23 protein-coding genes and 1 riboswitch are annotated in these 23,888 nt (G+C 69.6%); of the genes, 15 read left to right on the plus strand and 8 right to left on the minus strand.

Annotation, left to right across the window (positions count from 1 at the left end):
- The first annotated feature begins 21 nt into the window (after positions 1-21).
- From ACNJ7E_RS05205 to ACNJ7E_RS05230, 6 genes are all read left to right on the plus strand, one after another.
- Positions 22-861, plus strand: coding sequence for an SDR family NAD(P)-dependent oxidoreductase (locus tag ACNJ7E_RS05205; RefSeq protein WP_418339311.1), 840 nt, complete (start codon positions 22-24; stop codon positions 859-861).
- A gap of 61 nt (positions 862-922) precedes the next feature.
- On the plus strand, positions 923-1,816 hold the full coding sequence (locus ACNJ7E_RS05210; protein WP_418339312.1) for an AAA family ATPase: 894 nt from the start codon (positions 923-925) through the stop codon (positions 1,814-1,816).
- A 5-nt stretch (positions 1,817-1,821) separates the two neighbouring features.
- Positions 1,822-2,937, plus strand: a complete 1,116-nt coding sequence (locus ACNJ7E_RS05215) for a vWA domain-containing protein (RefSeq protein ID WP_283351505.1) — start codon at positions 1,822-1,824, stop codon at positions 2,935-2,937.
- A gap of 96 nt (positions 2,938-3,033) precedes the next feature.
- Positions 3,034-3,567: a (2Fe-2S)-binding protein gene (locus tag ACNJ7E_RS05220; protein WP_280778614.1), complete on the plus strand. Its 534-nt coding sequence runs from the start codon at positions 3,034-3,036 to the stop codon at positions 3,565-3,567.
- The gene (locus ACNJ7E_RS05225; RefSeq protein WP_280778615.1) at positions 3,564-5,939 is read left to right on the plus strand and encodes a xanthine dehydrogenase family protein molybdopterin-binding subunit; all 2,376 of its coding nucleotides are present in this window, start codon (positions 3,564-3,566) and stop codon (positions 5,937-5,939) included. The genes ACNJ7E_RS05220 and ACNJ7E_RS05225 overlap by 4 nt, the downstream gene beginning before the upstream one ends.
- Complete coding sequence (locus ACNJ7E_RS05230; RefSeq protein ID WP_418339313.1) at positions 5,936-6,790, plus strand: FAD binding domain-containing protein; 855 nt, start codon at positions 5,936-5,938, stop codon at positions 6,788-6,790. The genes ACNJ7E_RS05225 and ACNJ7E_RS05230 overlap by 4 nt, the downstream gene beginning before the upstream one ends.
- 16 nt (positions 6,791-6,806) lie before the next feature.
- Here ACNJ7E_RS05230 and ACNJ7E_RS05235 read toward each other — a convergent pair whose 3' ends face one another.
- The 3 genes from ACNJ7E_RS05235 to ACNJ7E_RS05245 form a co-directional block, all read right to left on the minus strand.
- On the minus strand, positions 6,807-8,138 hold the full coding sequence (locus ACNJ7E_RS05235; protein WP_418339466.1) for an MFS transporter: 1,332 nt from the start codon (positions 8,136-8,138) through the stop codon (positions 6,807-6,809).
- 207 nt (positions 8,139-8,345) lie between these two features.
- Positions 8,346-8,777, minus strand: coding sequence for an Rv0880 family HTH-type transcriptional regulator (locus ACNJ7E_RS05240; RefSeq protein ID WP_005244136.1), 432 nt, complete (start codon positions 8,775-8,777; stop codon positions 8,346-8,348).
- Positions 8,778-8,810: 33 nt separating this feature from the next.
- Entirely contained in the window at positions 8,811-10,265 is a 1,455-nt protein-coding gene (locus tag ACNJ7E_RS05245) for an NCS2 family permease (protein WP_105414310.1), read from the minus strand.
- A 76-nt stretch (positions 10,266-10,341) separates the two neighbouring features.
- Between ACNJ7E_RS05245 and ACNJ7E_RS05250 the strand changes: the two genes are divergently transcribed.
- Positions 10,342-10,590 carry a DUF2530 domain-containing protein gene (locus tag ACNJ7E_RS05250; protein ID WP_009478020.1) on the plus strand — a complete coding sequence of 83 codons (249 nt, stop codon included), beginning with the start codon at positions 10,342-10,344 and terminating at the stop codon, positions 10,588-10,590.
- On the opposite strand, the gene ACNJ7E_RS05255 is transcribed toward ACNJ7E_RS05250, so the two are convergent.
- From ACNJ7E_RS05255 to ACNJ7E_RS05265, 3 genes are all read right to left on the minus strand, one after another.
- Entirely contained in the window at positions 10,587-11,138 is a 552-nt protein-coding gene (locus ACNJ7E_RS05255) for a phosphatase PAP2 family protein (protein WP_418339314.1), read from the minus strand. The genes ACNJ7E_RS05250 and ACNJ7E_RS05255 overlap by 4 nt on opposite strands.
- Complete coding sequence (locus ACNJ7E_RS05260) at positions 11,128-13,692, minus strand: ATP-binding protein (protein WP_418339315.1); 2,565 nt, start codon at positions 13,690-13,692, stop codon at positions 11,128-11,130. Before ACNJ7E_RS05260 ends, ACNJ7E_RS05255 begins: the two co-directional genes overlap by 11 nt.
- 176 nt (positions 13,693-13,868) lie before the next feature.
- Positions 13,869-14,714, minus strand: a complete 846-nt coding sequence (locus tag ACNJ7E_RS05265) for a DUF3027 domain-containing protein (protein ID WP_280778620.1) — start codon at positions 14,712-14,714, stop codon at positions 13,869-13,871.
- Between the two features lie 38 nt (positions 14,715-14,752).
- Here ACNJ7E_RS05265 and ACNJ7E_RS05270 point away from each other — a divergent pair, with 38 nt between their 5' ends.
- From ACNJ7E_RS05270 to ACNJ7E_RS05280, 3 genes are all read left to right on the plus strand, one after another.
- The gene (locus ACNJ7E_RS05270; protein WP_418339316.1) at positions 14,753-15,547 is read left to right on the plus strand and encodes a glutaminyl-peptide cyclotransferase; all 795 of its coding nucleotides are present in this window, start codon (positions 14,753-14,755) and stop codon (positions 15,545-15,547) included.
- A 71-nt stretch (positions 15,548-15,618) separates the two neighbouring features.
- Positions 15,619-17,289 (plus strand): MFS transporter, encoded by a 1,671-nt coding sequence (locus tag ACNJ7E_RS05275; RefSeq protein WP_280778622.1) that lies wholly within the window; start codon positions 15,619-15,621, stop codon positions 17,287-17,289.
- Positions 17,290-17,295: 6 nt separating this feature from the next.
- Positions 17,296-17,781, plus strand: a complete 486-nt coding sequence (locus ACNJ7E_RS05280) for a DUF2771 domain-containing protein (RefSeq protein ID WP_283330731.1) — start codon at positions 17,296-17,298, stop codon at positions 17,779-17,781.
- A gap of 60 nt (positions 17,782-17,841) precedes the next feature.
- Here the strand turns inward: ACNJ7E_RS05280 and ACNJ7E_RS05285 are convergent, their stop codons facing one another.
- Positions 17,842-18,252: a cold-shock protein gene (locus tag ACNJ7E_RS05285; protein WP_005255275.1), complete on the minus strand. Its 411-nt coding sequence runs from the start codon at positions 18,250-18,252 to the stop codon at positions 17,842-17,844.
- Between the two features lie 153 nt (positions 18,253-18,405).
- On the opposite strand from ACNJ7E_RS05285, the gene ACNJ7E_RS05290 reads away from it, so the two are divergent.
- The 3 genes from ACNJ7E_RS05290 (at position 18,406) to ACNJ7E_RS05300 (ending at position 20,091) form a co-directional block, all read left to right on the plus strand.
- On the plus strand, positions 18,406-18,645 hold the full coding sequence (locus ACNJ7E_RS05290; RefSeq protein ID WP_280778624.1) for a hypothetical protein: 240 nt from the start codon (positions 18,406-18,408) through the stop codon (positions 18,643-18,645).
- Positions 18,646-18,675: 30 nt separating this feature from the next.
- On the plus strand, positions 18,676-19,053 hold the full coding sequence (locus ACNJ7E_RS05295; protein WP_280778625.1) for a YccF domain-containing protein: 378 nt from the start codon (positions 18,676-18,678) through the stop codon (positions 19,051-19,053).
- Positions 19,054-19,287: 234 nt separating this feature from the next.
- Positions 19,288-19,501: riboswitch (cyclic di-AMP (ydaO/yuaA leader) on the plus strand.
- Positions 19,502-19,509: 8 nt separating this feature from the next.
- Positions 19,510-20,091, plus strand: a complete 582-nt coding sequence (locus ACNJ7E_RS05300; protein ID WP_005255273.1) for a transglycosylase family protein — start codon at positions 19,510-19,512, stop codon at positions 20,089-20,091.
- A gap of 67 nt (positions 20,092-20,158) precedes the next feature.
- Here ACNJ7E_RS05300 and ACNJ7E_RS05305 read toward each other — a convergent pair whose 3' ends face one another.
- A complete protein-coding gene (locus ACNJ7E_RS05305; protein WP_025431899.1) occupies positions 20,159-20,347 on the minus strand; it encodes a hypothetical protein in 189 nt (62 codons plus the stop codon).
- Positions 20,348-20,407: 60 nt separating this feature from the next.
- Between ACNJ7E_RS05305 and ACNJ7E_RS05310 the strand changes: the two genes are divergently transcribed.
- Positions 20,408-22,726 carry a helicase-associated domain-containing protein gene (locus tag ACNJ7E_RS05310; protein ID WP_418339317.1) on the plus strand — a complete coding sequence of 773 codons (2,319 nt, stop codon included), beginning with the start codon at positions 20,408-20,410 and terminating at the stop codon, positions 22,724-22,726.
- A gap of 146 nt (positions 22,727-22,872) precedes the next feature.
- Positions 22,873-23,856: an alpha/beta hydrolase gene (locus ACNJ7E_RS05315; RefSeq protein WP_280778628.1), complete on the plus strand. Its 984-nt coding sequence runs from the start codon at positions 22,873-22,875 to the stop codon at positions 23,854-23,856.
- The last annotated feature ends 32 nt before the right edge of the window (positions 23,857-23,888 follow it).

Genomic DNA, 23,888 nt, shown 5'->3' on the forward strand with positions numbered 1-23,888 from the left:
CGAGCGCGAAAGCTCGGAGGAATGAAGCAACTGCAGGGACGCACGGCTCTGGTGACCGGCGCCTCCGGCGGTCTCGGCCGCGTCGTCGCCCGGGCCCTCGCGCGGGAGGGCGTCGCCGTCGCGGTGTCCGGCCGGCGTGAGGACCGACTCGCGGAAGTCGTCGGAGAACTGCGTGCGCTGGGTGTGCGCGCCGAGGCCGTGGCCGCGGACCTGAACCGACTCGATCAGCTCGATTCGCTGATCGAACGCGCCGAGACGGCGGTCGGTCCCCTCGACCTGCTGGTGAACAATGCGGGCGTGGAGAACGTCTCGGCCTTCACCCGACTCGAGCCCGGTGAGCTCACCGCGATGGTCGACGTGAATCTCACCGCGCCAATACTTCTCACGCGCCGAGTGGTGCCCGGGATGCTGGGCCGCGGTCGTGGTCACGTGGTGTTCATCTCGTCGCTGGCGGCGAAGATCGGTCCGGCGTACTGCGCGCCGTACGCCGCGACGAAGGCCGGGCTGATCGGTCTCACCCAGTCGCTGCGCGCGGAGTACGCGGGCTCGCCCGTCGGTTTCTCCGTCGTGTGTCCCGGGTTCATCGCGGGCGACGGCATGTACCAGCGGATGACGGAACGCGGAATCAGGGCCGGCCGGATCACGGGCGAGACCAGCACCGACAAGGTCGCCGCCGCCGTGATCCGGGCGATTCGGCGTGACCGGCCCGAAATCGTCGAGAGCGGAGCGCCGATCCGCCCGCTGCTCGCGCTGGCGCAGATCGCGCCGGGACTCGTCGAACGGGCGGCCGCGAGGTTCGGCGCCACCGCGATGTTCCGGCGGTTGAGCGAGGACCGCGGCAGGGTGGAGCCGGACGGTTGACCGCCGGCGGGGTTGTCCGAGTCGCGTGTCCGGGGGCGGGCACTCACCTAGGCTCGCGGGCGTGAGTGATTCCACGCCGACGGTCGGTTCGCCAGCGGAACTGGCGCGGGCGCTCGACGCCACCGGCTACCTCGCCGACGACGGCGTCGCGATGGCCGCGTTCCTCGCCATCCGTATGGGACGTCCGCTGTTCTGCGAGGGCGAACCCGGCACCGGCAAGACGTCGCTCGCGGCCGCGTTGTCGGAGGCGTTCGGTCTGCCGCTGATCCGCCTGCAATGCCATGAGGGCATCGACGCCGCGCAGGCCCTCTACGACTGGGACTTCCCGCGGCAGTTGCTGCACCTGCGGACGCTGGAGGCGGCGAGCGACGGCACGCTCGAGGCCGACACGGTCGAACGCTCGCTGTACACCGAGCGGTTCCTGCTGGCGCGCCCCTTGCTGCGGGCCCTCACCGAATCGCCGTGTGTGCTGCTCGTCGACGAGATCGACCGCGCCGACGACGAGTTCGAGGCATTCCTGCTGCAGGTGCTCGACGAGAATGCCGTCACCATCCCCGAACTCGGCGAGGTGCGGGCGGCGACACCACCGCTGGTGGTGCTCACCTCCAACCGCACCCGCGAGGTGCACGACGCCCTCAAACGCCGCTGCCTCTACCACTGGCTCGAACACCCCGATCTGGCGCGGGAGGTCGCGATCCTGCGCCGCCGCATCCCCGGCATCGGGGCCGAACTCGCCGGCCAGGTCGCCCGGGCCGTCCACTCCCTGCGCGAGATGGAACTGCTCAAGCCGCCGGGGGTGGCCGAGTCGCTGGACTGGGCCCGCGCACTCCGGGAACTCGATCGGGACGTGCTGGACGCGGAGACCGCCGCCGCGACGCTCGGCGCGGTCCTCAAGTACCGCGAGGACCTCGAACGGGTGGCCCGTGCCGGACTGGACCGGCTCCTGGCGGGGTGAGAGGCATGTCCACGAACCCGGACATCGGTGACCCGCTCGTGGGCATCGCCGGGTTCGCGCACGCCCTCGCGGCGGCGGGACTGTCGGTCGCGTCGGACGCCGTCGCCGCGTTCGCACGGGCCCTCCGCCAGGTGGATGTGGGCGATCCGAGTCAGGTGTACTGGGCGGGTCGCGCGACGCTGTGCCGCGGTCCCGACGACATCCCGCGGTACGACTCGGCGTTCTCGGCCTGGTTCGGCGGTACCGTCCCGGCGCGCACGCCGCGGTCCGGGGAGCAGCCGCGCCGCGCCGCAACAGCGGCGCTGACCACGACGGACGGCGGCGACACCGGTGGGAACGCGCCGCATCTGCGGGTCGCCGCGGACGACACCGAGGTGTTGCGCCACCGGGACATCGCCGACCTCACCGCGGCCGAGCGCGCGCACCTCGCCGAACTGATCGCCGCCCTGCGCCCGCGGCCCCCGACCCGCCCGGCCATCCGGATGCGCCCGGCCCGCCGGGGCGCCGTGGACCCGCGGCGCACCGTGCGGGGCATGCTCGCGGCGGGCGGCGAACCGGTGCGGCCGAGCCACCACCGCAAGGCCACCCGGCCACGCCGGATGGTGCTGCTGATCGACGTGTCCGGATCGATGAGCCCGTACGCCGATGCGCTGCTGCGCTTCGCGCACGTCGTCGCCCGCGGAAACCCCGCAGGCACCGAGGTGTTCTCACTGGGCACTCGGCTGACGCGGCTCTCCCGGGCGCTGCGGGTCCGCGACCCGGAAGTGGCGCTCGCCGCCGCGGGCCGGGCAGTGCCGGACTGGGCGGGCGGCACCCGCCTCGGCGAGACGCTGCGCGCGTTCCTGGACCGCTGGGGCAGGCGCGGCGTCGCGCGCGGCGCCGTCGTGGTGATCTTCTCCGACGGCTGGGAGCGCGGTGACCCGGCCCTGCTCGCGGAGCAGATGGCGCAGCTGCGCCGACTCGCGCGCACCGTGCTGTGGGTGAATCCGCACGCCGGCGCTGACGGATACGAGCCGGTGCAGTCCGGGATCGCGGCCGCCCTGCCGTTCGTCGATCGTCTGCTCGCCGGCCACAGTCTCGCGACACTGCAGGAACTGCTCGAGGTCGCACGCCGAACGTGACCGATCCTGAACCGGTTCCACGATTTCGGGTGTTGTTCGCGCTCCGTCGGCGCAGAGTAGGACGTATCACCTGACGCTCCCGGCTTTGGAGGCGCAATGCGCATCACTGTCACCGTCGACGGAACGGCATACACGGACGAGGTGGAACCGCGACTGCTCCTCGTCCACTATCTTCGGGACCGGCTCGGCAAGGTCGGCACCGTCATCGGTTGCGACACCGGAAACTGCGGGGCGTGCACCGTTCATCTGAACGGTCACAGCGTCAAGTCCTGCTCGGTGCTCGCCGTGCAGGCCGACGGCGGCGACGTCCTCACCGTCGAGGGCCTGTCCCGGAGCGGGACGTTGCACCCCGTGCAGCAGGCGTTCCGCGACAATCACGCCCTGCAGTGCGGCTACTGCACCCCCGGCATGATCATGCAGACTCTCGACCTGCTCGCCGAGGAACCCGACCCGGACGAGCGGACGGTGCGGCTGGGGTTGGAAGGCAACCTGTGCCGCTGTACCGGGTACCAGAACATCGTCAGCGCGGTGCAGGACGCGGCGCAGCGGTTGCGCAGCGGCGGCACCACCGAAACACCGACGACGGCGGATGCGCCGAAGACCGACACCGCGCAGGGAGGCGTGCGATGACCGCCACCGCGGAACCGGAAATCGGGAAGGCCCGGAAGCGTAAGGAAGACGAGCATCTGGTCACGGGCCGCACCCGTTGGACCGACAACCTGGTGCTGCCGGGCATGCAGCACCTGGCGATCCTGCGCAGCCCGTTCGCCCACGCCCGCATCACCGGTGTCGACGCCTCCGCCGCCCGCGAGATGCCCGGTGTCGTCGCGGTCCTCACCGGCGCCGATCTCGCCGGCGAGCAGGGCAGCCTGCCGTGTGCCTGGCCGATCACACCGGACATGAAGTCGCCGCCCGCGCCGTCCCTCGCGGTCGACGCCGTCAATTTCGCGGGCGAGGCGGTCGCTGTCGTGGTCGCGCGCAGCGCGTACGAGGCGCACGACGCACTCGAGGCGATCGACGTCGAGTACGACGACCTGCCGGTCGTGCTCGATCTCGCGGCCGCGGCCGCCGACGGCGCCGACCTCGTGCACCCGGATCTCGGGACGAACGTCAGCGCCACCTGGACGTTCGACTCCGCGGAGGCCGGTACCGGAGGCGACGTCGAGCAGGCCATCCGCGACGCCGAGGTACTCGTCGAGCGCACCTTCCGGCAGCAGCGGCTGATCCCGGCGTTCATGGAACCCCGCTCAGTGGTGGTCGACCCGACCGGCGCCCAGATCACCATGTGGTCGGCCACGCAGATCCCCCACATCCTGCGGCTGATGCTGGCGATGACGCTCGACATACCGGAGCACAAACTGCGCGTCGTCGCCCCGGACGTCGGCGGCGGTTTCGGCGGCAAGCTTCAGGTGACGCCGGAGGAAGTCATCGCGCTGCTCGTCGCGCGGCGACTCGGCAAGCCCGTCAAGTACACCGAGTCGCGAAGTGAATCGATGGTCGCGGCGCATCACGGACGCGACCAGATCCAGAAACTGACACTGGCCGCCCGCCGCGACGGCACCGTCACCGGGATGAAGGTCGAACTGCTCGCCGACATGGGCGCGTACCTGCGGCTGGTCACCTCAGGGGTGCCGATCCTGGGCGCGTTCATGTTCAACGGCATCTACAAGTTCCCGGCGTATCACTTCACGTGCACCAACGTGTTCACCAACAAGGTGCCCACCGACGCGTACCGCGGGGCGGGGCGCCCGGAGGCGACGTTCGCGATCGAGCGGATGATGGACGAACTCGCGACCGAGTTGTCGATGGATCCGCTGGAATTGCGGGCGAAGAACTGGATCACCCACGAGGAGTTCCCGTTCGACACCGTCGCGGGCCTGACGTACGACTCCGGTAACTACGAGGCTGCCACCGCGCACGCGCGGGAGCTGTTCGACTACGACGGCCTCCGACGCGAACAGGCGGAGCGCCGCGAGCGGAAGGACCCGGTGCAACTCGGCATCGGGGTGTCCACGTTCACCGAGATGTGCGGTCTGGCGCCGTCGCGCACCCTCGGCGCCCTGGCCTACGGGGCCGGCGGGTGGGAACACGCGGCGATCCGGATGCTGCCCACCGGCAAGGTCGAGGTGGTCACCGGTTCCTCGGCGCATGGCCAGGGGCACGAGACCGCGTGGAGCCAGGTGGTCGCAGATCAGCTCGGGGTTCCGTTCGAGGACGTCGAGGTGCTGCACGGCGACACCCAGACGTCGCCGCGAGGCATGGACACGTACGGTTCCCGGTCTTTGGCGGTCGGGGCGATCGCGGTGGTGAAGGCCGCCGAGAAGGTGATCGCGAAGGCCAGGCCCATCGCGGCGCACCTGATGGAGTGCGCCGAGGACGATCTCGAGTTCACCGAGGGCCGGTTCCGGGTGAAGGGCACCGAGAAGGCTGTCGGCATCGCCGATGTCGCGCTCGCCGTGTTCGCCGCGCACGACCTGCCCGAGGGTGTGGAACCGAATCTGGATTCCGAGGCCGCGTACGACCCGGAGAACTTCTCTTTCCCGCACGGCACGCACCTGTGTGCGGTGGAGGTGGACACCGAGACCGGGAAGGTCGGCATCCGCTCCTACGTGTGCGTCGACGACATCGGGCACGTGGTCAACCCGCTGATCGTGGAGGGTCAGGTGCACGGCGGACTCGCCCAGGGCATCGCGCAGGCCCTGTACGAGGAGGCGGTGTACGACGAGTCGGGCACCCTGCTGTCGGGTTCCTTCGCCGAATATCACGTGCCGTCGGCGGCGGACCTGCCGACGTTCACCACGGGTCGCACCGAGACTCCCGCCACCGGTAATCCGCTCGGCGTCAAGGGCGTCGGTGAAGCGGGGACGATCGCGTCCACCCCGGCCGTCGTCAATGCCGTCCTCGACGCCGTCCGCCAGTTCGGGGTGCGTGACGTCGAGATGCCGTGTACGCCGATGCGGGTCTGGCATGCCATCCGCACCGCTCAGGGAGGTGCCCAGTGATTCCGTCGAGCTTCGATTACGTGTCCCCGACCTCCGTCGAACAGGCGGTGGCGGCGCTCGCCGAGGCCGGGGAGGACGCCAAGATACTCGCGGGCGGTCAGAGCCTGCTGCCGGTGCTGCGGCTGCGGTTGTCTTCGCCGAGCACCCTCGTCGACCTGGGCCGGATCGGTGAGTTGCGCGGCGTCCGTGACGACGGGGACAGCATCGTGATCGGTGCGATGACCACGTACTACGACGTGATCCGCGACCCGCTCGTCCACGAGCACGCGCTGCTGCTCGTCGAGGCCACCCGCACCGTCGCCGATCCGCAGATCCGGCACCGCGGCACACTGGGTGGTGCTCTGGCGCATGCCGATCCGGCCGGTGACCTGTGCGCGCCCGCGCTGGCACTCGACGCCACCCTGACCGCCGTGGGTACCGCGGGCAGGCGGAGCATCCCGGTCGCGGACTTCTTCGAGGGTTACTACGCCACCACGCTGCGACCGGACGAGATCCTCGTGGACGTCCAGTTTCCCAAGCACACCGGCTGGGAGGCGCGGTACGAGAAGTTCAACACGGTCGCGGAGGCGTGGTCGATCGTGGGGGTGGCCGCGACGATCCAGGTCGACGGCGGCATCATCCGGCAGGCCCGGGTGGCGCTGACCAACATGGGGTCCGTGCCGGTGCGGGCTCGCGGTGTCGAGGACGCGCTCGTCGGCAATGCCGCCGATCCCGAGCTGATCCGGGCGGCGGCCGAGCACGCCGCCGAGGGCACCGACCCGGTCACCGACGGCAACGCCGACGCCGAGTACCGCAGCCACCTCGCAAGAGTGCTGACCCGGCGGGCCGTGGCGACGGCGGTCGGCGTCTGAACGGTTCCGGCAGCCGTCAGGGTCGCGGGTCGCGGCTCGCTTCCACGGCCTGCTCGGTGGCGTCGCAGACCACCACGGGGTGTGGTTCGAGAACGTTGTGCAGTTCGATCACCGGGAGGTAGCTGCCGGCGTCCGGTCGGCGCACCGTCACCCGCACCCGCTGGTGCCGCATCAGGTACAGGGCCGCGCCGATCCCGCTGACCAGGGAGATCGCGCCTCCGATCACGAGCGGGGCGCGGGGGTCGAGGACGTCGGCCAGCCATCCCAGAACGGGACTGCCCAGCGGGGTGCCGCCGAGGAAACAGAGCATGTAGATGCCCATCACCCGGCCGCGCATCTCGGACGGCACGGACATCTGCAGGATGTTCATCGCCGCCGTCGTGAACGTCAGCGTCAGCGCGCCGGTCGGGACGAGCATGATCGCGACCAGCACGTAAGTGGGCATGAGTCCCACCAGGATCTCGAAGGCCCCGAATGCGGCCGCGGCCCCGAGGAAGGTGCGCAGCCGCGGCGGGGTCTTGCGTCTCGCGGCGATCGTGGCGCCGGCGAGTGTGCCCACGGCGAGAGTCGTCGACAGCAGTCCGTAGGCGTCCGCGCCGCGATCGAACGTGTTGCGGGCGAGAACGGCGAGACTGATCGGGAAGTTCAGCCCGAACGTCGACACCATGAACACCGCCACCATCAGCACCCGCAGGTCGGTGCGCCCCCACACGTAACGGAAACCCTCGCGGACCTGCCCTTTCCCGCGTTCCGCCTGCGGCGCCGTGAACAGTTCGCGGGCGTTCATCATCAGCAGGGCGATCAGCACACCGGTGAACGTGCCCACGTTGAGCAGGAACACCCACCCCGTGCCGATGAGAGTGATCAGCACACCCGAGATCGCCGGACCGATGATGCGAGCGGTGTTGAACGTCATGGAGTTCAGGGCGATGGCATTGGGCAGCGACTCCTTGCCGACCATCTCGATGGTGAACGACTGCCGCGCCGGCGCGTCGATCGCCGACGCGCAGCCGAGCAGAAACGCGATGACGTAGACGTGCCACAGGGCCACCAGCCCGCCGACGTCCAACAGCCCGAGCACCAGTGCGCACAAGGCCATCGACACCTGCGTCGCGATCAGGATGCGCCGCTTGTCGTACCGGTCGGCGAGCACGCCGCCCCACACGGACAGGAACAGGGTCGGACCGAACTGCAGTGCCATCACGATGCCGACCGCGAGTGCATTGCCGTTCGACAACGTCAGGACGAGCCAGTCCTGCGCCACCCGCTGCATCCAGGTTCCGACGAGGGAGACGATCTGCCCGGACGCCCACAGCCGGTAGTTCCGGGTGCGGAGAGCGACGAACATGCCGGTCTGCGGCTGGGCTGAGGCGGTGGACTCGGATTCGGGCGGCACACATCCATCTTGCTCCCGGGCCCGGCGCGCCATCGACCGGCCCTGGGGAGAGATCTTTCCGGATGTCGGCTACGTTCTCCGGCAACGGGTTTCCCTGCACCTCGGGGTGCGGGCAGTCGAATGCCGTTGTACGGGTGGGGACTGCAGGCAGCCTTCGGGCTACTCCGAGTCGGCGACGATGGACGTGATGATGCCGACGGCGTCGCGGAGGGTCTTCAGCTGAGCCTCGTCGAGCCCGGACAGCCGCTCGTTCATCCACGCCTCGCGGGCGTGGGTCTCGTCGGCGATCAGGGCGTGACCGGCATCCGACAGCGTGACGATGATTTGCCGTCCGTCGGTGGGATGCGGTGCCCGCTCGACCAGCCCCAGTTCGACCAGCGACGCGATGACCCGGGTCATCGACGGCGGCTGCACCTTCTCCCGAGCCGCGAGATTGCCCGGCGTCATGGCGCCGTCGCGGGCAAGGGTGGCCAGAGCCGACAGCTGGGTCAGCGATACCTGGGCGTCGACGCGACGCCCACGCAGGTGACGCGTGAGGCGCACGACAGCCAGGGAAAGGTCACTGGCGAGTGCTCGCGTATCCGTGGTCACGGGAATGACAATACGGGACCAATCGGCCGCCGTTTACGTTACTGCGTCGGTGATCGGACCGACCGCGAAGTAGGCCACGAAGAGAAGCGCCACCACCCACATCAACGGGTGAATCTTCTTGATACCACCGCTCGCAGCATTGAGGACGACCCACGACACGAATCCGACGCCGATGCCGTTGGCGATCGAGTACGTGAACGGCATGACGGCGATGGTGAGGAACGCGGGCAGCGCGATCGAGAACTGGGTGAAATCGATGTCGCGGACCTGACCGATCATCATCGCGCCCACCACGACCAGTGCCGGCGCGGCCGCCTCGATCGGCACCACCGAATACAGCGGGGTCAGGAACATCGCGGCCAGGAACAGCAGTCCCGTCACCACATTCGCGAGTCCGGTGCGGGCGCCCTCGGCGATACCCGAAGCGGATTCCACGAACACTGTGTTGGACGACGCCGACGCGCCGCCACCGACGATGGCGCCGGTGCCCTCGACGACCAGAGCCCGTCCGATGTTGGGCAGGTTGCCGTCCTCGTCGGTGAGGCCCGCTTCCTTGCCGAGCCCGGTCATCGTGCCCATGGCGTCGAAGAAGTTGGCGAGCACCAGCGTGAACACCAGCAGGCTGGCCGCGAGTACGCCGATGCGGGTGAACGCGCCGAAGATGCTGACGTCGCCGACGAGGCTGAGATCCGGAAGTTCCGCCAGCACATCGGGTGCGGCCGGGACACTGAGGTTCCAGCCGTAGGGGTTCACGCCCAGCGACGGTCCGACACCGGCGACGGCCTCGATGATCGCGGCAAGCACGGTGGTGACGACGATGCCGATCAGCAGACCGCCGCGCACCTTGCGCACCACCAGGACACCCATCAGCAGCACACCGAACACGAACGTCACGGTCGGCCAGGAGGAGATCGATCCGTTGATGCCCAGGCCGACGGGGACGGTGGTGCCCGCGGCGTCCGGGATGCGCCGCACGAACCCGGCGTCGACGAGACCGATGAACGCGATGAACATGCCGATACCGGCGGCGATGGCGGATTTGAGCTCGGCCGGAATGGCATTGAAGACGGCCGTCCGGAATCCGGTGAGCGCCAACACGACGATGATGACACCGTCGATCACCACGAGGCCCATCGCCTCGGGCCAGGTGACCTGCGGTGCGATGGTGACGGCGAGAAGACTGTTGATGCCGAGGCCCGCCGCGATCGCGAAGGGATAGTTCGCGACGACCCCGAAGACGATGCTCATCAGTCCCGCCACCAGGGCGGTGACCGCTGCCACCTGGTTGACGGGGAGGATGTTGCCGAGGACGTCGGTCTTCGCGACGGCGTCGTCGGCGGAGAAGCTGCCGAGGATGAGCGGGTTCAGCACCACGATGTATGCCATTGCGACGAACGTCACCACTCCGCCGCGAATCTCCGCGCCTACCGTCGAACCACGCTCGGTGATCTTGAAGTAGTTGTCGAGCAGTTTCGGAGCAGCACCCATTGTTCAGTCCCCATCGCCAGAAGTCGCGCGTCGCCCTTGGAGATTAGGGCACCACGGCGAGGGTAGCGTTCATTCGGTGAACGAATCCGCAGATCGCCCACCCCTCACTCAGCGCCTCGCCGACCCGCGACCTGCGCTGATACTGGGAACGCTGGCGTGGGCGGTCGCGATCGTCGTGGTGATCGTCACGGGCGACCGGTGGTCGGATGCGCTTCCGACGTGTATTGCGGGGGTTGTGGTCGGATTCCTCGGCTACGGACTGTTCGCGTTGCAGCGGCGGGCGGCCCGGCGCGGCAGCCGCGGGGCACAGCAGGGACTGCTCTAGATCTCGCTCGAGGTCAGGGCCCGGCGGGGCCGGGTACGGGTCAGCAGGATCCAGAACGCCGCCCACAGCGCGCCGAACGCCCACCCGGCGAGGACGTCGGTCATCCAGTGCGCGGCGAGGTAGACACGCGACAGCCCCACTGCCAGCGTGTACAGCACCAGCAGGAAGACCAGCGCGATCCGGACGTGCACCAGCACGACCCGGAGGGTCACGGCGACGAGAACGCTGGCGAGGATCGCGGTCATCATCGCGTGACCGGACGGGAACGAGAACGTCGAGATCTCCACCAGCCGATCGGGCAGCGGCGGGCGTTGCCGCTCGAACAGATTCTTGAGCGTGGTCATCACGGCCAGACCCGACAGCATCGCGCCGGCCACGAGGACGGCTTCGCGCCGGCGGCCCTGGAGCAGGAGGGTCGTTGTCAGGACGGTGGACACGATCCAGGCCGCGACCGTTCCGCCGCTGTGCGTGACGACGGTGACGACGTCGATCAACCACGGTGTGCGATCCCCGACGGCGCTGTCGAGCACGCTCTGGTCAAACGACACCGGCGCCCCACGTGCCTTCGGCCCACGACTCGGAGCAATGGGTGGTCCCCTGCTCGTCCACCCACCACGGGACCGCGATCTCGGTGTCGACCGCGCCCGTGAGCTTCACCGTGAGCCGGGGATGGACGACGACGGGCCCGTGCGGCAGGTCGCGGCCGAGTGCGGCGAAGGCGAGCACGGCGGCGGGTTCGCGATCCCACGAGGATTCACGGCCGGAACCGGTGACGGTGCCGCGGATGGCCGCGGACGCGAGGGGGAGGTCCAGCAGATCGGCGAGTGCCTCAGCGGTGTCCAGGCTCCCGACCACCAGGCGCGCACGCGGCACCGCGGCGGCCAGCCACGGTGCGTCCAGCACCAGGGCGTCGCCGGGGTCGACGAGTGCGCCCGTCAGGCCGCGCACGTGTTCGGGCAGGTGAAGGTCCTCGAGGTCGAGAAGATGTGCGGCCGCGGCGGCCGCGAGCAGGCTGTGTGCCCGCGCGATCACCGCGGGACTGGGTTCACGGTCAGGGTCGGCCAGTCGATCCAGGAGTAGCTGTGCGAGTTCGGGAGAGTCGACCGTCGACGGCGCCAGGGCCGCCGCGAATACTGCGGACTCCGGGTGCTCGACGGGGTCGAGCAGTCCGGCAAACGTCGCGTCGGACGGATCACGGAGCAGACCGAGCACCTGACCGTCCAACTCTGCGTTGTGACGCAGCCACCAGGCCGTGTACCCGGCGCGGTCGGCGAGCAGCGGACGCGTCGACGGGTCCCGGGCGAGCATCGTCAGCGCCTGCGGCCAGCGGTCCTCGTCCACGAGGTCCAGGTCGCGCACCGCCCCGATCTCGTCGGGGTCGTCGTCGAGTGTGTCCCACCAGCGGTCCTCGTCGTCGAGGTCGTGATCGGGACCGGTGGGGAGTTCGGCGCGCAGCACGGTGAAACCCCAGCCGACCCCCACCGCGCGGAGGGCGTCCTCCCCCACCCGCTCGGCGAACGCGACGTCCACGGACGTGAACGGTGAATCGTCCACCAGGACGTCGGCGAGAGGCGCACCGGGCAACAGCAATTCGTCCGCACCGCGCAACTCCCCGTCGACATCCGGGAGGGGCAGCTGTCCGAGCCACGACGGCAAGGTGCCGGGGTCGACGCGCCCGGCGAGTGCGAGCACCGCGGTCGACAGTTCTTCTGCCGCCGCCGCGTCGTCGGGGTCGAGGTCCTCGATCTCGGCCCGCAACGCCGGATCCGAGAGCAGGTCGACGGCGGTGGCGGTCTTCGCGCCGAGCCGCGACAGCAACGGGTGCGCGGCATCCGGGTGGACGAGCCGAGTCCAGTCGACCCCCAGGACACCGTCGATGTCGTGGCCCAGCAACACTGTTCGCGGACCGGTCACCGTGCGGCCGTCGGACAGCGGCACCGGGATCGATGCCAGTTCCTCCGCCGCGAGGGCGTCGACGGCCAGCGGTTCGAGCGCCGCATACAGGCGATGCCACCAGGACGGTGTCCGTTCGATGCCACTGAGAAGTTCGGTGAGGCGCGCCAGGCCGAGGCGGTGGGCATCGACGGCGGCCAGCGCGGGCGCCCAGCGCGGCCCGGACAGATCCGGGACGACCAGGCCGTCGACGATCTCGGCGAGGAGTTCGGCGAGTTCGTCGGTGAGCCCGGGGACCACCGACGCCCGAACCGGGGCCTTGTTCGTGCCGCCGACGGTCGGCAGCCAGGGCTGCTCCCGGAGTTCGGTGACGAGATGGTCCCGCAACGCCGAGTCCACCTCGCTGCGCGCGAACGCGGGAACGGGAACCAGCGCCAGCCGCTGCCCGGGCGGCACCGCGGCCACGAACTCGGCGTAACCGGACGCCAACTCGGCGATCGCGGCGCCGGGCAGGATGCGCCTGCGGTCGGGTTGCATGGCGATGTCCGCGACGAGGATCGCGGGTATCGACAGTTCCTCGTCCGACCGGGTGGGGGCGCGCAGGACGTCCTCCGTCACGGGTGAGACGACGCCGTCGCGGACCGGGACGAGCCAGCGTGCGCGCCCGGACTCGTACTGCCACCAGCGGTCGTCGCCGATCGCGACCTCGGTCAACCCGGAATCGAGTGGCCGTTCGCGGCGGCGGAACTGCTTGTCGCCCACGGTGATCGAGACGAGCGCCGGCAGTTCGAGCAGAAGGTCGGGCGCCTCGCGGGCCATGTAGGCGAGCAGCGATTCACCGTCCACGTCCTCGCGCAGCGTCAACACGACTTCCGACGCCGCGCCTGCGGCCGGGCGGGTTTCCGTCGGCCACGCCAGCCGAAGGGCAGGCACGTCCGCTCCCGGGTCCGCACCGTCGAGTTCCCGCAGCTCGGACCTCGTCCGTTCCGCGGAGAACAGCACCGAACCGGACGTCGACCGCAGTTCGACCTCGTCGCTCACCGACAGCACCGCCGTGAAACCGACACCGTAGCGGCCGACGGTCGTGCCGGACTTGTTCGACGCCCGCAACGCGACCAGCGCCTGGACTCCCGGCTCGTCCAGCGGCGTGCCCGTGTTGGACACGCTCAGGACGCGTCCGTCGAGTTGCACGGACAGCTCGCCGGGCACTTCGGCGCGGGCGGCGGCGTCGGCCGCGTTCTGCGCCAGCTCGGTGAGGAGCCGGTCGCGGTAGCCGGCGCGGGCCAGATCGGATTCGGCCGCCGCATCCTCCCGCAGACGGGTCGGGGACGTTCGCCACGCCAGAAGCGTCGAATCCCTCAGGGCGGCGGTGCCGAAAGGATCGGCTAGCTGGTCGATGCGGATTCCTCGGCCTCGGTGACCTCGGCAGCAGCTTCGGGCTCGTTCTCCGTTTCGGCGACGGCCCGCTCGACTACCTCGACGGCGCCGTCGTCGTAGGCGTCGAATTGCGGCGAACCGGCACCCGTCGGCAGCAGGGTGTCGGAGTGGGCGCCGCAACCGTAGGCCGCGTCGACAACGTGCCCGTCGGCGGCCATCTCGTTGCCGCACACCCCGAACGACGCGTGCAGCGAACCGGCGAGCGGGAGGTAGAAGCCGCACAGCCCGCACGTCGACGGCGCGGCCTTGGCCATCTCGGAATCGGGGCCGTAGTCGCCGTCGTGCCAGCGTTCAGCAGCGTCGACGCGGCCTTCGAGGCTCATCACCTGCTTGCGGCCCAGGCCGAGTTCGAGGGCGGTCTCGTCGATCTCGGGGTCACCCGTCGCCACATAGCCCGGGACGAGGCGGGGGTCACCGGCCGGCGGTGCCAGCAGATCGCCCGCGGACAGATCGCCGGGGCGAATGCGCTGGTCCCACGGGATCCACTCGGGTGCGACCAGCGCATCGGGTCCGGGGAGGAGGGCGAGTTCGCTGACGGTGGCATGGTCCGCTTCGGGATCGGCAGCCACCACCACCGCCCACTGCCAGCCCCGGTAGCCCGGAAGGTCCGCAACGAAACGGTGAGTCGCGGCGCACGCGTCCTCGGACGTGACGCCCAGGTAGTCGCCGACTCCCCCTTCCTGCAGTTCGACCAAGGCGGTTCGGGCGAGCTCGACGGCGTCGGTCAGTACGGGACGCGCCACTGCGCGCTCGTCGGAAGAAGCAACACTCACACCACCAGTTTGCCGCACCACCGCAAGTGCGTGCCCACCTGGGCTGTCATGCTGGTCCGATGACCGGCCGGAGGCACCTCGTCCCAGCCCTGCTCGCGGTGGCGTGGATGGTCACCGCGTGCTCCCCGCAGAGTCCCGTGGCGGCGGGCGCGTCCGGTGCGGACCTTCGTGTGGAGATCCTCCGCACCCTCGACCACGACCCGAATGCGTTCACCCAGGGACTCGAGATCGACGGCACCGAATTGCTCGAGGGCACCGGCCGGCCCGGTGAGTCCTGGGTGCAGGCCACCGACCTCGACAGCGGCACCGTCCGGACGCGCGCGGAACTGCCGTCGCCCCTGTTCGGCGAGGGCATCACGGTGAGCGGCGACACGGTCTGGCAGCTGACGTGGCGTGACGGGGTTGCCGTCGCCCGCGATCGCGCGACACTCGCCGAACAGCGGCGCGTCCCGTTCGACGGCGAAGGGTGGGGCATCTGCGCCTTGCCCGACGCACTGGTCACGAGCGACGGCTCACCCACCCTCACGTTCCGCGACCCGGTCACGTTCGAACCACGGCGCACCGTGCAGGCGGTGCGGGACGGAAACCTGCTGGGCCGCCTCAACGAACTCGAATGCGCGGACGACGGCGCCATCTACGCCAACGTCTGGACCACCGACACCTTCGTCCGCATCGATCCCTCGGACGGGCGGGTCACCGCGGAGATCGACGCCTCGGCCGTCCGCGACGCGCTCCCGCCCGGCCCGCGGGACGTCGACGTCCTCAACGGCATCGCGCAGATCCCGGGAACGGACCGCTTCCTCGTCACCGGAAAGTACTGGCCGCGCATGTTCGAGGTGCAGTTCGTTCCCTGACAGGCCGATCTGACCAGCATTGGCCGGGGTTGCTGTGGTCGCATGTCTCCCGACTAGGACAGAATTAGGGAGTGACCGGACCGCGCGAACCCTACGAGCCTGACGGCGGTCGGGCTCCTGACGAGAATTCCGGGCCCCCCGTTCATCCCGGCTACGACAAATACCCGCCCGCCGCACGCTCGGGAGGTCGACGCACACCGCTCCCTCCCCTCCATCCGGTCGGCGGCGGGCAGCGTCCCCGTTCCGACGAGGAACGGGCCGACGCCCCCAAAGCGCCGCCGATGCCGCGCAAGCTCACCGTCACCCGGGTCGCGGCGATGCGCAGCCGGGAACTCACCAACAAGGGCATCGCGACGTTCCATCGCGCGGCCAAGGCGGACGGCGCGGACAAGTCGGGGCTCACCGCGCTGACCTACGCGGTGATGGCCAACAACGCGACCGACGCGGCCATCGCCGTCGCCCTGGCGAACACCCTGTTCTTCTCGGCCGCGACGGGCGAGGACAAGACGAAGGTCGCGCTGTACCTACTGATCACCATCGCCCCGTTCGCCGTCATCGCTCCGCTGATCGGTCCGATGCTCGACCGGCTTCAGCACGGCCGTCGCGTCGCGCTGGCCACGTCGTTCGGTCTCCGGACGATCCTGGCGATCGTTCTCGTCTTCAACTTCGACAGCTGGGTGCTGTATCCGGCCGCGCTCGGAATGATGGTGCTGAGCAAGTCGTTCTCGGTGCTCAAGAGTGCGGTCACACCACGTGTGCTGCCACCGGAGATCGACCTGGTGCGGGTCAACTCCCGGCTCACCGTGTTCGGACTGCTCGGCGGAACCATCGGTGCCGGCGCCCTCGCGGGTGGTCTCGCGATGGCCACCGGGTCCGTCGGCGCGCTGTGGCTGGCGGCGGTCATCACCGCCCTCGGCGCGTACCTCAGCATGCGGATCCCGTCGTGGGTGGAGGTCACCGAGGGCGAGGTGCCCGCCACCCTCACCTACCACGGCGACGAGCACCCGACCGAGGTGCTGGGCCGCACCCGCGTGCTGCAGGCCGAAGCCGCGGCCACCGCGAAATCCGGTAAACGCAGGCAACCGCTGGGCCGTGCGGTCATCACCGGACTGTGGGGAAACAGCACCATCCGCGTGCTCACCGGGTTCCTCACGCTGTACATCGCGTTCGTCGCGAAGTCGAAGACCGACCACGAGCCGCTGGTGCAGGCCGCCATGCTCGGCCTGGTCGGCGCCGCCGCAGGCATCGGCAACTTCGCAGGCAACGCCGCGGGCGCCCGGATCAAACTCGGCCGCCCCGCCCTCATCGTGCTGCGCTGCACGGGCGCCGTGTGGATCATCGCGGTTCTTGCCGCGATCACCGACAATCTGCTGACCGCCGCCCTGGCCACCCTCGTCGCGTCGGCGGCCAGCGCCCTGGCCAAGGTGTCGCTGGACGCGTCGCTGCAGCACGACCTGCCCGAGGAATCGATCGCGTCCGGATTCGGTAGGTCGGAGACGGTCCTCCAGCTGAGCTGGGTCGTGGGCGGCGCGCTGGGCGTCCTCCTGCCCACCGAATACTGGATCGGGTTCTCCGTGGTGTCTGCCGTCATGACCATCGGGCTCGTCCAGACCGTCCTCACCTACCGCGGGAGCACCCTCCTGCCCGGGCTCGGCGGCAAACGTCCCGACCTGGCCGAACAAGAAGTGACCGAGCCCCACTCGACCCACCGGGCCGACCGATCGACAGGAAATGTGACGTAAGTGAGAATGCAGGCGCGAACCAAGAAGATCCTGGCACTGATCGTGGTGGGGCTGATGGTGGTCCTGGTGGCCTTCGTCGGAGTCCTGTACGCACTGGTCCGCAACTCCTCGCCCCGCCTGCCCGAGATCACCGCCTTCGCGCACAACCGGGCCGAGCAGATCCCCCCGCTGGCGTACTGCAACCTGTATCTCGAGGACTGCACGACCGGCGACCTCGCCGAACTCGACGTGCCACCCGGCTCCTCGCTGCAGCTGTCGCTGCCACAGGAGATCGTCGACGCGCCGTGGCGCATGCTCGTCGTCTACCAGGACGCGTCGGGGCAGGTCCTCGTCCAGGAACAGGCTCACCGCGCCGGTGAGACCCGCGCCGTGACCGTGCCCTCCTCGGAAGACCTGCAGCTGGCCGGCGTCGAGATCCAGCTGCCGTCCGCCGTCATCGACGAGCAGGGGCTCACGCAGGCCCGGGCAGCCTGGTCGATCAAGACCGCCTGACACGACACACGAAGAAGGCCCCTGCGCCGAAGCGCAGGGGCCTTCCCGTTGTCCGTCGAATCAGCTGTCGAGCTCGCGCGCGACGGCGCGGACCACCTCGGAGATGCGCTGGGCGGTCTTGCGGTCCGGGTACTTGCCCTTGCGCAGATCGGGCTGGACCTTCGCCTCGAGCAGCGTGATCATGTCCTCGACCATGCCGTGGAGTTCGTCCGGCGTGTGCTTCTTGGCGGACGGCTCCTTGCGTGCGGCGTTCTGACGCAGCGACGGCGCCGGGTCGAGCACCTTCAGGCTCAGAGCCTGGGGGCCGCGTCGACCGGCGGCCATGCCGAACTCGACGCGCTGACCGGCCTTGAGGCCCTCGACGCCCTCGGGAAGAGCGGACGAACGCACGTAGACGTCCTCCCCCTCCTCCTGCGACAGAAAGCCGAAGCCCTTTTCGACGTCGTACCACTTCACCTTGCCGGTCGGCACCGCGTTCACCCGCTCATCACTTGGAGTGCAGTTGGTTGCACTTGGTATGCAAAACAGCGCGCCCCACCTCTGGTGCGGGACGCGCAGTGCCCACAGTCTACCTTGCAGAGACCCCCTCCGGCATCCGGGTTTCCAGGCACTATCGTTGCTGGTGTGGCCCACGAACCGACTCCTTCGAGCACTCCTCAGACACCCCGGAGGGGCGACGGACTCCTGCGCGTCGCACTCGCCCTCTTCGCGGTCGGCTTCGTCGCGATCGTGGCGATCTTCCTGACCCCGGTGCTCTCCGATTCCGAACCGGGCCTCGTTCTCTATCTCATCGCCCTCGCGTGCCCGATCGGATTCCTCCTCGGAATCGTCGCGGCACTGAGGCAGGGCAGACGCTCGCGCTGACACACCCGACCACCGACCGATGGGACGATCATGAGAATTCTGCTCAACATCATCTGGCTGATCTTCGGCGGTCTGTGGCTGGCGCTGGGGTACTTCGTCGCCGGAATCCTGTGCTGCATCCTGATCATCACGATCCCGTTCGGCATCGCGTCGTTCCGGGTCGGCGTCTACGCGCTGTGGCCGTTCGGGAAGACCGTGGTCGACAAGCCGACGGCCGGTGTGGCCTCGCTGATCGGCAACGTCATCTGGTTCGTCATCGCCGGTCTGTGGCTCGCGATCGGGCACGTCGTCACGGCAATCGCCATGGCGATCACGATCATCGGGATCCCCCTCGCGGTCGCAAATCTGAAGATGATCCCCATCTCGCTCATGCCCCTCGGCAAGGACATCATCGACGCTCCCCAGTGATGTGAGCTTACTCACATAACGGCCCGGTAACGGAAGGGCAACGGCTCGGCGATACGCACGTCTTGTCGCCACTAGCTGGGAAGAGTTCCTGCGCGCCCAATGAGGCCCCGCAACAGGCGAAGACACTCCGCGTTATCAAATGGTGACACTGCGGCCTCGGCCCGTTACCGTCGTCACCGGCCGAGGAAACATCGGCCACATCCGGCCCGCCGCGCCAAACCTCGTCCCGCGGGTACCGGAGTCCCGACGAAGCATTCCAGGGACGAGGACGGGGGACCCAAAGTCCTCCAGGGAACGCAAGTTCTCAGACGGACACCGGCCCGAATGTGCCTCGCACACTCGGATCTTGGGGTGAAGCCAGACCCTCTCCAGCCAGGAGAGGCGAGGCCGGGCGACCTCTCAGCCCGAACCCGACAGCTGACCTCGCAGGCGCGTGTGGAGAGGATCTCGACCACTATGAGCGGACGCCATCGCAAGCCCACCACCACCGGCCGCACCGTCGCCAAGGTCGCCGTCACCGGCGCCATCATGGGCGTCGCCGGAGCCGCCTTCTCGGGCACCGCGAACGCGGCACCCGACTCCGACTGGGACCGCCTCGCGCAGTGCGAGTCCGGCGGAAACTGGGGAATCAACACCGGAAACGGCTTCCAGGGCGGACTCCAGTTCTCCCCGAGCACCTGGAACGCACACGGTGGCACCCAGTACGCAGCCACCGCCAACCAGGCCTCGCGTGAAGAGCAGATCGTCGTCGCCGAGAAGGTCCTCGACTCCCAGGGCTGGGGCGCATGGCCGTCCTGCTCCTCGAGCCTCGGCCTGAGCAGCGCACCCACCCAGCGCACCGCCCCCGCAACCGTGCCCGAGGCCCCCGCGGCGCCGGCACTCCCCGACCTCACGGGCGGCGTCCCCAGCACCAACGGCACCTCGCAGTACGCCGGTGTCGTCGACAGCGCGATCGAGGCCGTCAAGGCCCAGGGCATCGCGATCGATCCCCAGATCCTGCAGCTCATCGACGCGAACAAGGGACTGCTCCCGCAGTAATCCCCCGCGATTCACAGAAGAGGGGCCCTGCACCGATCCGGTGCAGGGCCCCTCTTGTGTCGTCGGGTCAGCGGTTGATCACGGTGTGCGGATGCGCGTACGGCAGCGAGTCCGCCGGCAGCGGGAACTCGGTGTCCTCGCCGAACGGGGACAATCCGCCCGCACGGCTCGACGACAGTTCGGTCACGGCGCTATCTCCATCGGCGGTTTCGGGCCACCCTGGATCCACGTACTGCTTCTTCGAATTGTTAGCCACGGTGCCATTTTGACAGGAGCATTCGGCGACGTACAGCCCAGGTCTCTAATCTGATAGTCGATGACCGACACCGACGACGCCACCGCGAGCACCAACGGCACCGCTGCCTCCCCGCGCGGCGCCGCGACCCTCGCGGACTGGCTGGCCGCGCGCAGCGACGCCGAACTGACGGATCTGCTCCGCAAGCGACCCGACCTGGCGGTTCCACCGCCTGCCACGATCGTCGTCCTCGCCGGCCGCGCCGAACAGCGGGCATCGGTGGCCCGCGCGGCCGACAACCTGACGTCGCTGGACTTCGGCATCCTCGAACTGCTGGCGCTCGAACGGGCCGACGAGGTCGCCGTGCCGCGGGCCACCCTGCAGGACGCGGTGGGGTCGAAGGCGACGAAGAAGTCCGTCGACGCCACGCTGGACGGCCTGCGGTCCGTGGGGATCGTCTGGGGGGACAAGACGTCGCTGCGCATCGTTCCCGCTGTCGTGGCCACCATCCCGTGGCGGGTCGGACGCAGCGCCGAACCCGTCGAGACGCTGGACGAACCCGGGATCACGGCCGCGCTGGCCGGACTGCAGAGCGTCGAGCGGGACATCCTCGAGACCCTGTCGAAGTCGAGTTCGATCGGACGCACCCGGGACGCCGCCCCCGGAACACCCCCCGACCGTCCCGTGCAGCGGCTCCTCGCGGCCGGGCTGCTGCGGTGGATCGACGACGAAACCGTCGAACTGCCCTATCAGGTGCGGCAGGTCCTGCGCGGGGAGGCCGTCTTCGACCCCACGTCGCTGGCCGCGCCCACCGTGACGGGCCGCAAGCACAAGCCGGCCGACATCAACGCCGCCGCGGCAGGCGAGGCGCTCGAACTGGTTCGCCACTGCGAGGACGTCGTCAAGGCTCTCGGCGAGATCCCGGCGCCCTCCCTGCGGGCAGGTGGGCTCGGTGTCCGCGAACTGCGCCGCATCGCCAAGACGTCCGGCATCGACGAGAACCGGCTGAGCCTGCTCGTCGAACTACTCTCCGCCGCGGGACTGATCGCGGGCGGCACCCCGGATCCGGCGCCGACGTCCGACAGCGGGGAGAACTACTGGGCCCCGACCACCGCGGTCGACAACTGGCTCACCGCGCCGGTCGCCCGGCGGTGGCACGCTCTGGCCGCCGCATGGCTGGAACTCCCGCGCATGGCGTGGTTCATCGGCATGCGCGATGCCAACGACAAACCGGTCGCCGCGCTGTCCGAGGAGGTGCGCGCGCCGTCCGCGCCGCGCGACCGGCAGGCGATACTCGGACTGCTGGCGGAGCTGGGCAGCGGCCACTCCGCGGATCCGGCGGAGGTCAGCCGACTGCTGGCGTGGCGCCGCCCCCGCTGGGGTGCCCGGTTGCGGGTCCACGCGGTCGAACGCACCCTCGACGAGGCCGCGACGCTCGGACTCGTCGCCCGCGGAGCGCTCAGCTCCCCCGGACGCGCACTGCTCCACGGCGGCGACGCCGAGGCCGAGATGCACGCGTCGCTGCCTGAACCCGTCGACCACGTCCTCGTCCAGGCCGACCTCACCGTCGTCGCCCCCGGACCGCTGACTCCGGACCTGCTCGAGCAGATCACCCTGGTCGCGGACATCGAGTCCGCCGGTGCGGCGTCGATGTACCGGATCAGCGAAGACAGCGTCCGGCGTGCCCTCGACGTCGGGATGACGGCCGCCGAACTGCACAGCCTCTTCGCGACCCGGTCGCGCACACCCGTCCCGCAGTCGCTGTCGTATCTGATCGACGACGTCGCGAGGCGGCACGGGCGGCTCCGGGCCGGGGTCGCGGCGTCCTTCGTCCGCTGCGAGGACCCCACCCTGCTCGCGGAGGTCCTGGCGTCGCCGGTGGCCGCAACTTTGGCCCTGCGTGCGTTGGCTCCGACGGTGGCGGTGTCGCAGGCACCGCTGCGGGAAGTACTGGGCGAACTGCGGGCGGCCGGTTTCGCGCCCGCAGGCGAGGACTCGTCCGGCGCCCTGGTCGACCTGCGCCCCCGCGGCGCCCGGGTCGTGACCCGGCGCAAGGCTCCCGCCGGCCGCACCCCGGCCGTCGCCACGGACGCCCAACTCGACGCGGTCGTCCGGACCCTCCGCGCGGGCGACCTGGCCGCGTCGGCCCGGGGATCCGGCAGCATCCGCTCCGACGGGTCGCGGGCCAGTAGCGCCGCGACCATCGCCCTGCTCAACGCGGCGGCGCGGGAACGCACCAGCGTGACCATCGGTTACGTCGACGCTCAGGGTGTGGCGACGCACCGCATCGTCGATCCTGTGAGCGTCGGCGGCGGCCAGCTCGACGCGTTCGACCCGGCGAGCGGCGCGGTCCGGCGGTTCACCCTTCACCGCATCACGTCCGTCGCCCGCGTCGACTGACCCGTGAGTACTTGTTAACCACAGGCGGTTAACAAGTACTCACGGGTCAGATAACGATTCTGCGCAAACGCCGAGGAATTCCGGGACGCGCAATACCGTGATGCTGGTATGTACCTGGCCGGGGACGACTACCAGGAGGCAGAACCGTGATTGTCACAGCAACGAAGCCGTCACAAAGTTGGTTACGAGGCGTCGTCCGGCTGATGGTTGCCGTGGTGATCCTGCCGCTGGCGTTCGTCCTCGTCGGCGGCGGAACGGCCTCGGCGGACCCGTACAGCCGTCTGCGTGAGCACTGGGTCGACGCACCCGGCGGGGTCGGGCAGATCAAGGTGCGGATGTGGCTCGCGAACAACGGCAGCAACAAAGCCCTCTACCTCCTCGACGGCCTCCGCGCGACCAACGACGTCAGCGGGTGGGAGCACGAGACCAACGCCGCGTGGCTGTCCGACCACGGGATCACCGTCGTCGAACCGGTCGGCGGACAGTCCAGCTTCTACACGGACTGGTACGCGCCCAGCAACACCAACGGTCAGCCGTACACGTACAAGTGGGAGTCGTTCCTCACCCAGAACCTGCCCGACTTCCTGGCGAACAACTACGGCATCAGCCGCACCAGCAACGCCATCGCCGGACTGTCGATGGGCGGCAACGCGGCGTTGATCCTCGCCGCCTACCACCGCGACCAGTTCACGTTCGCCGGGTCGATGTCCGGGTACCTGAACCTGTCGGCCCCGGGCATGCGTGAGGCGATCCGTATCGCGATGCTCGACTCCGGTGGCTACAACGCCGACTGCATGTGGGGCCCGCCGTGGGATCCGGCGTGGCTCCGCAACGACCCGTTCGTCGCGGCGCCCCTCATGCGCGGGCTGCCGATGTGGATCTCGGCGGGCGCCGGCCTCCCCGGCCCGCACGATCAGCCGCAATCCGCCATCGACGTCTTCAACGTCGGAACCGGCATGGGTCTCGAGGCCATCGCGCTGGCCCAGAACCGTGCCTTCCAGGTGCGGCTCGACACCCTCGGCATCGGCGCGCACTACGACTTTCCGGCGACGGGAACCCACAGCTGGGGCTACTGGCAGGACCAGCTGTGGGCCATGCTGCCGATGATGAAGGCGTCGATCGGCGCCTGACCATGGCCTCCGGCCCCGTGAGTACTTGTTAA

The organism is Rhodococcus mengyinensis, assembly GCF_048381435.1.
In the GTDB taxonomy this organism is placed as follows: domain Bacteria; phylum Actinomycetota; class Actinomycetes; order Mycobacteriales; family Mycobacteriaceae; genus Rhodococcus_F; species Rhodococcus_F opacus_D.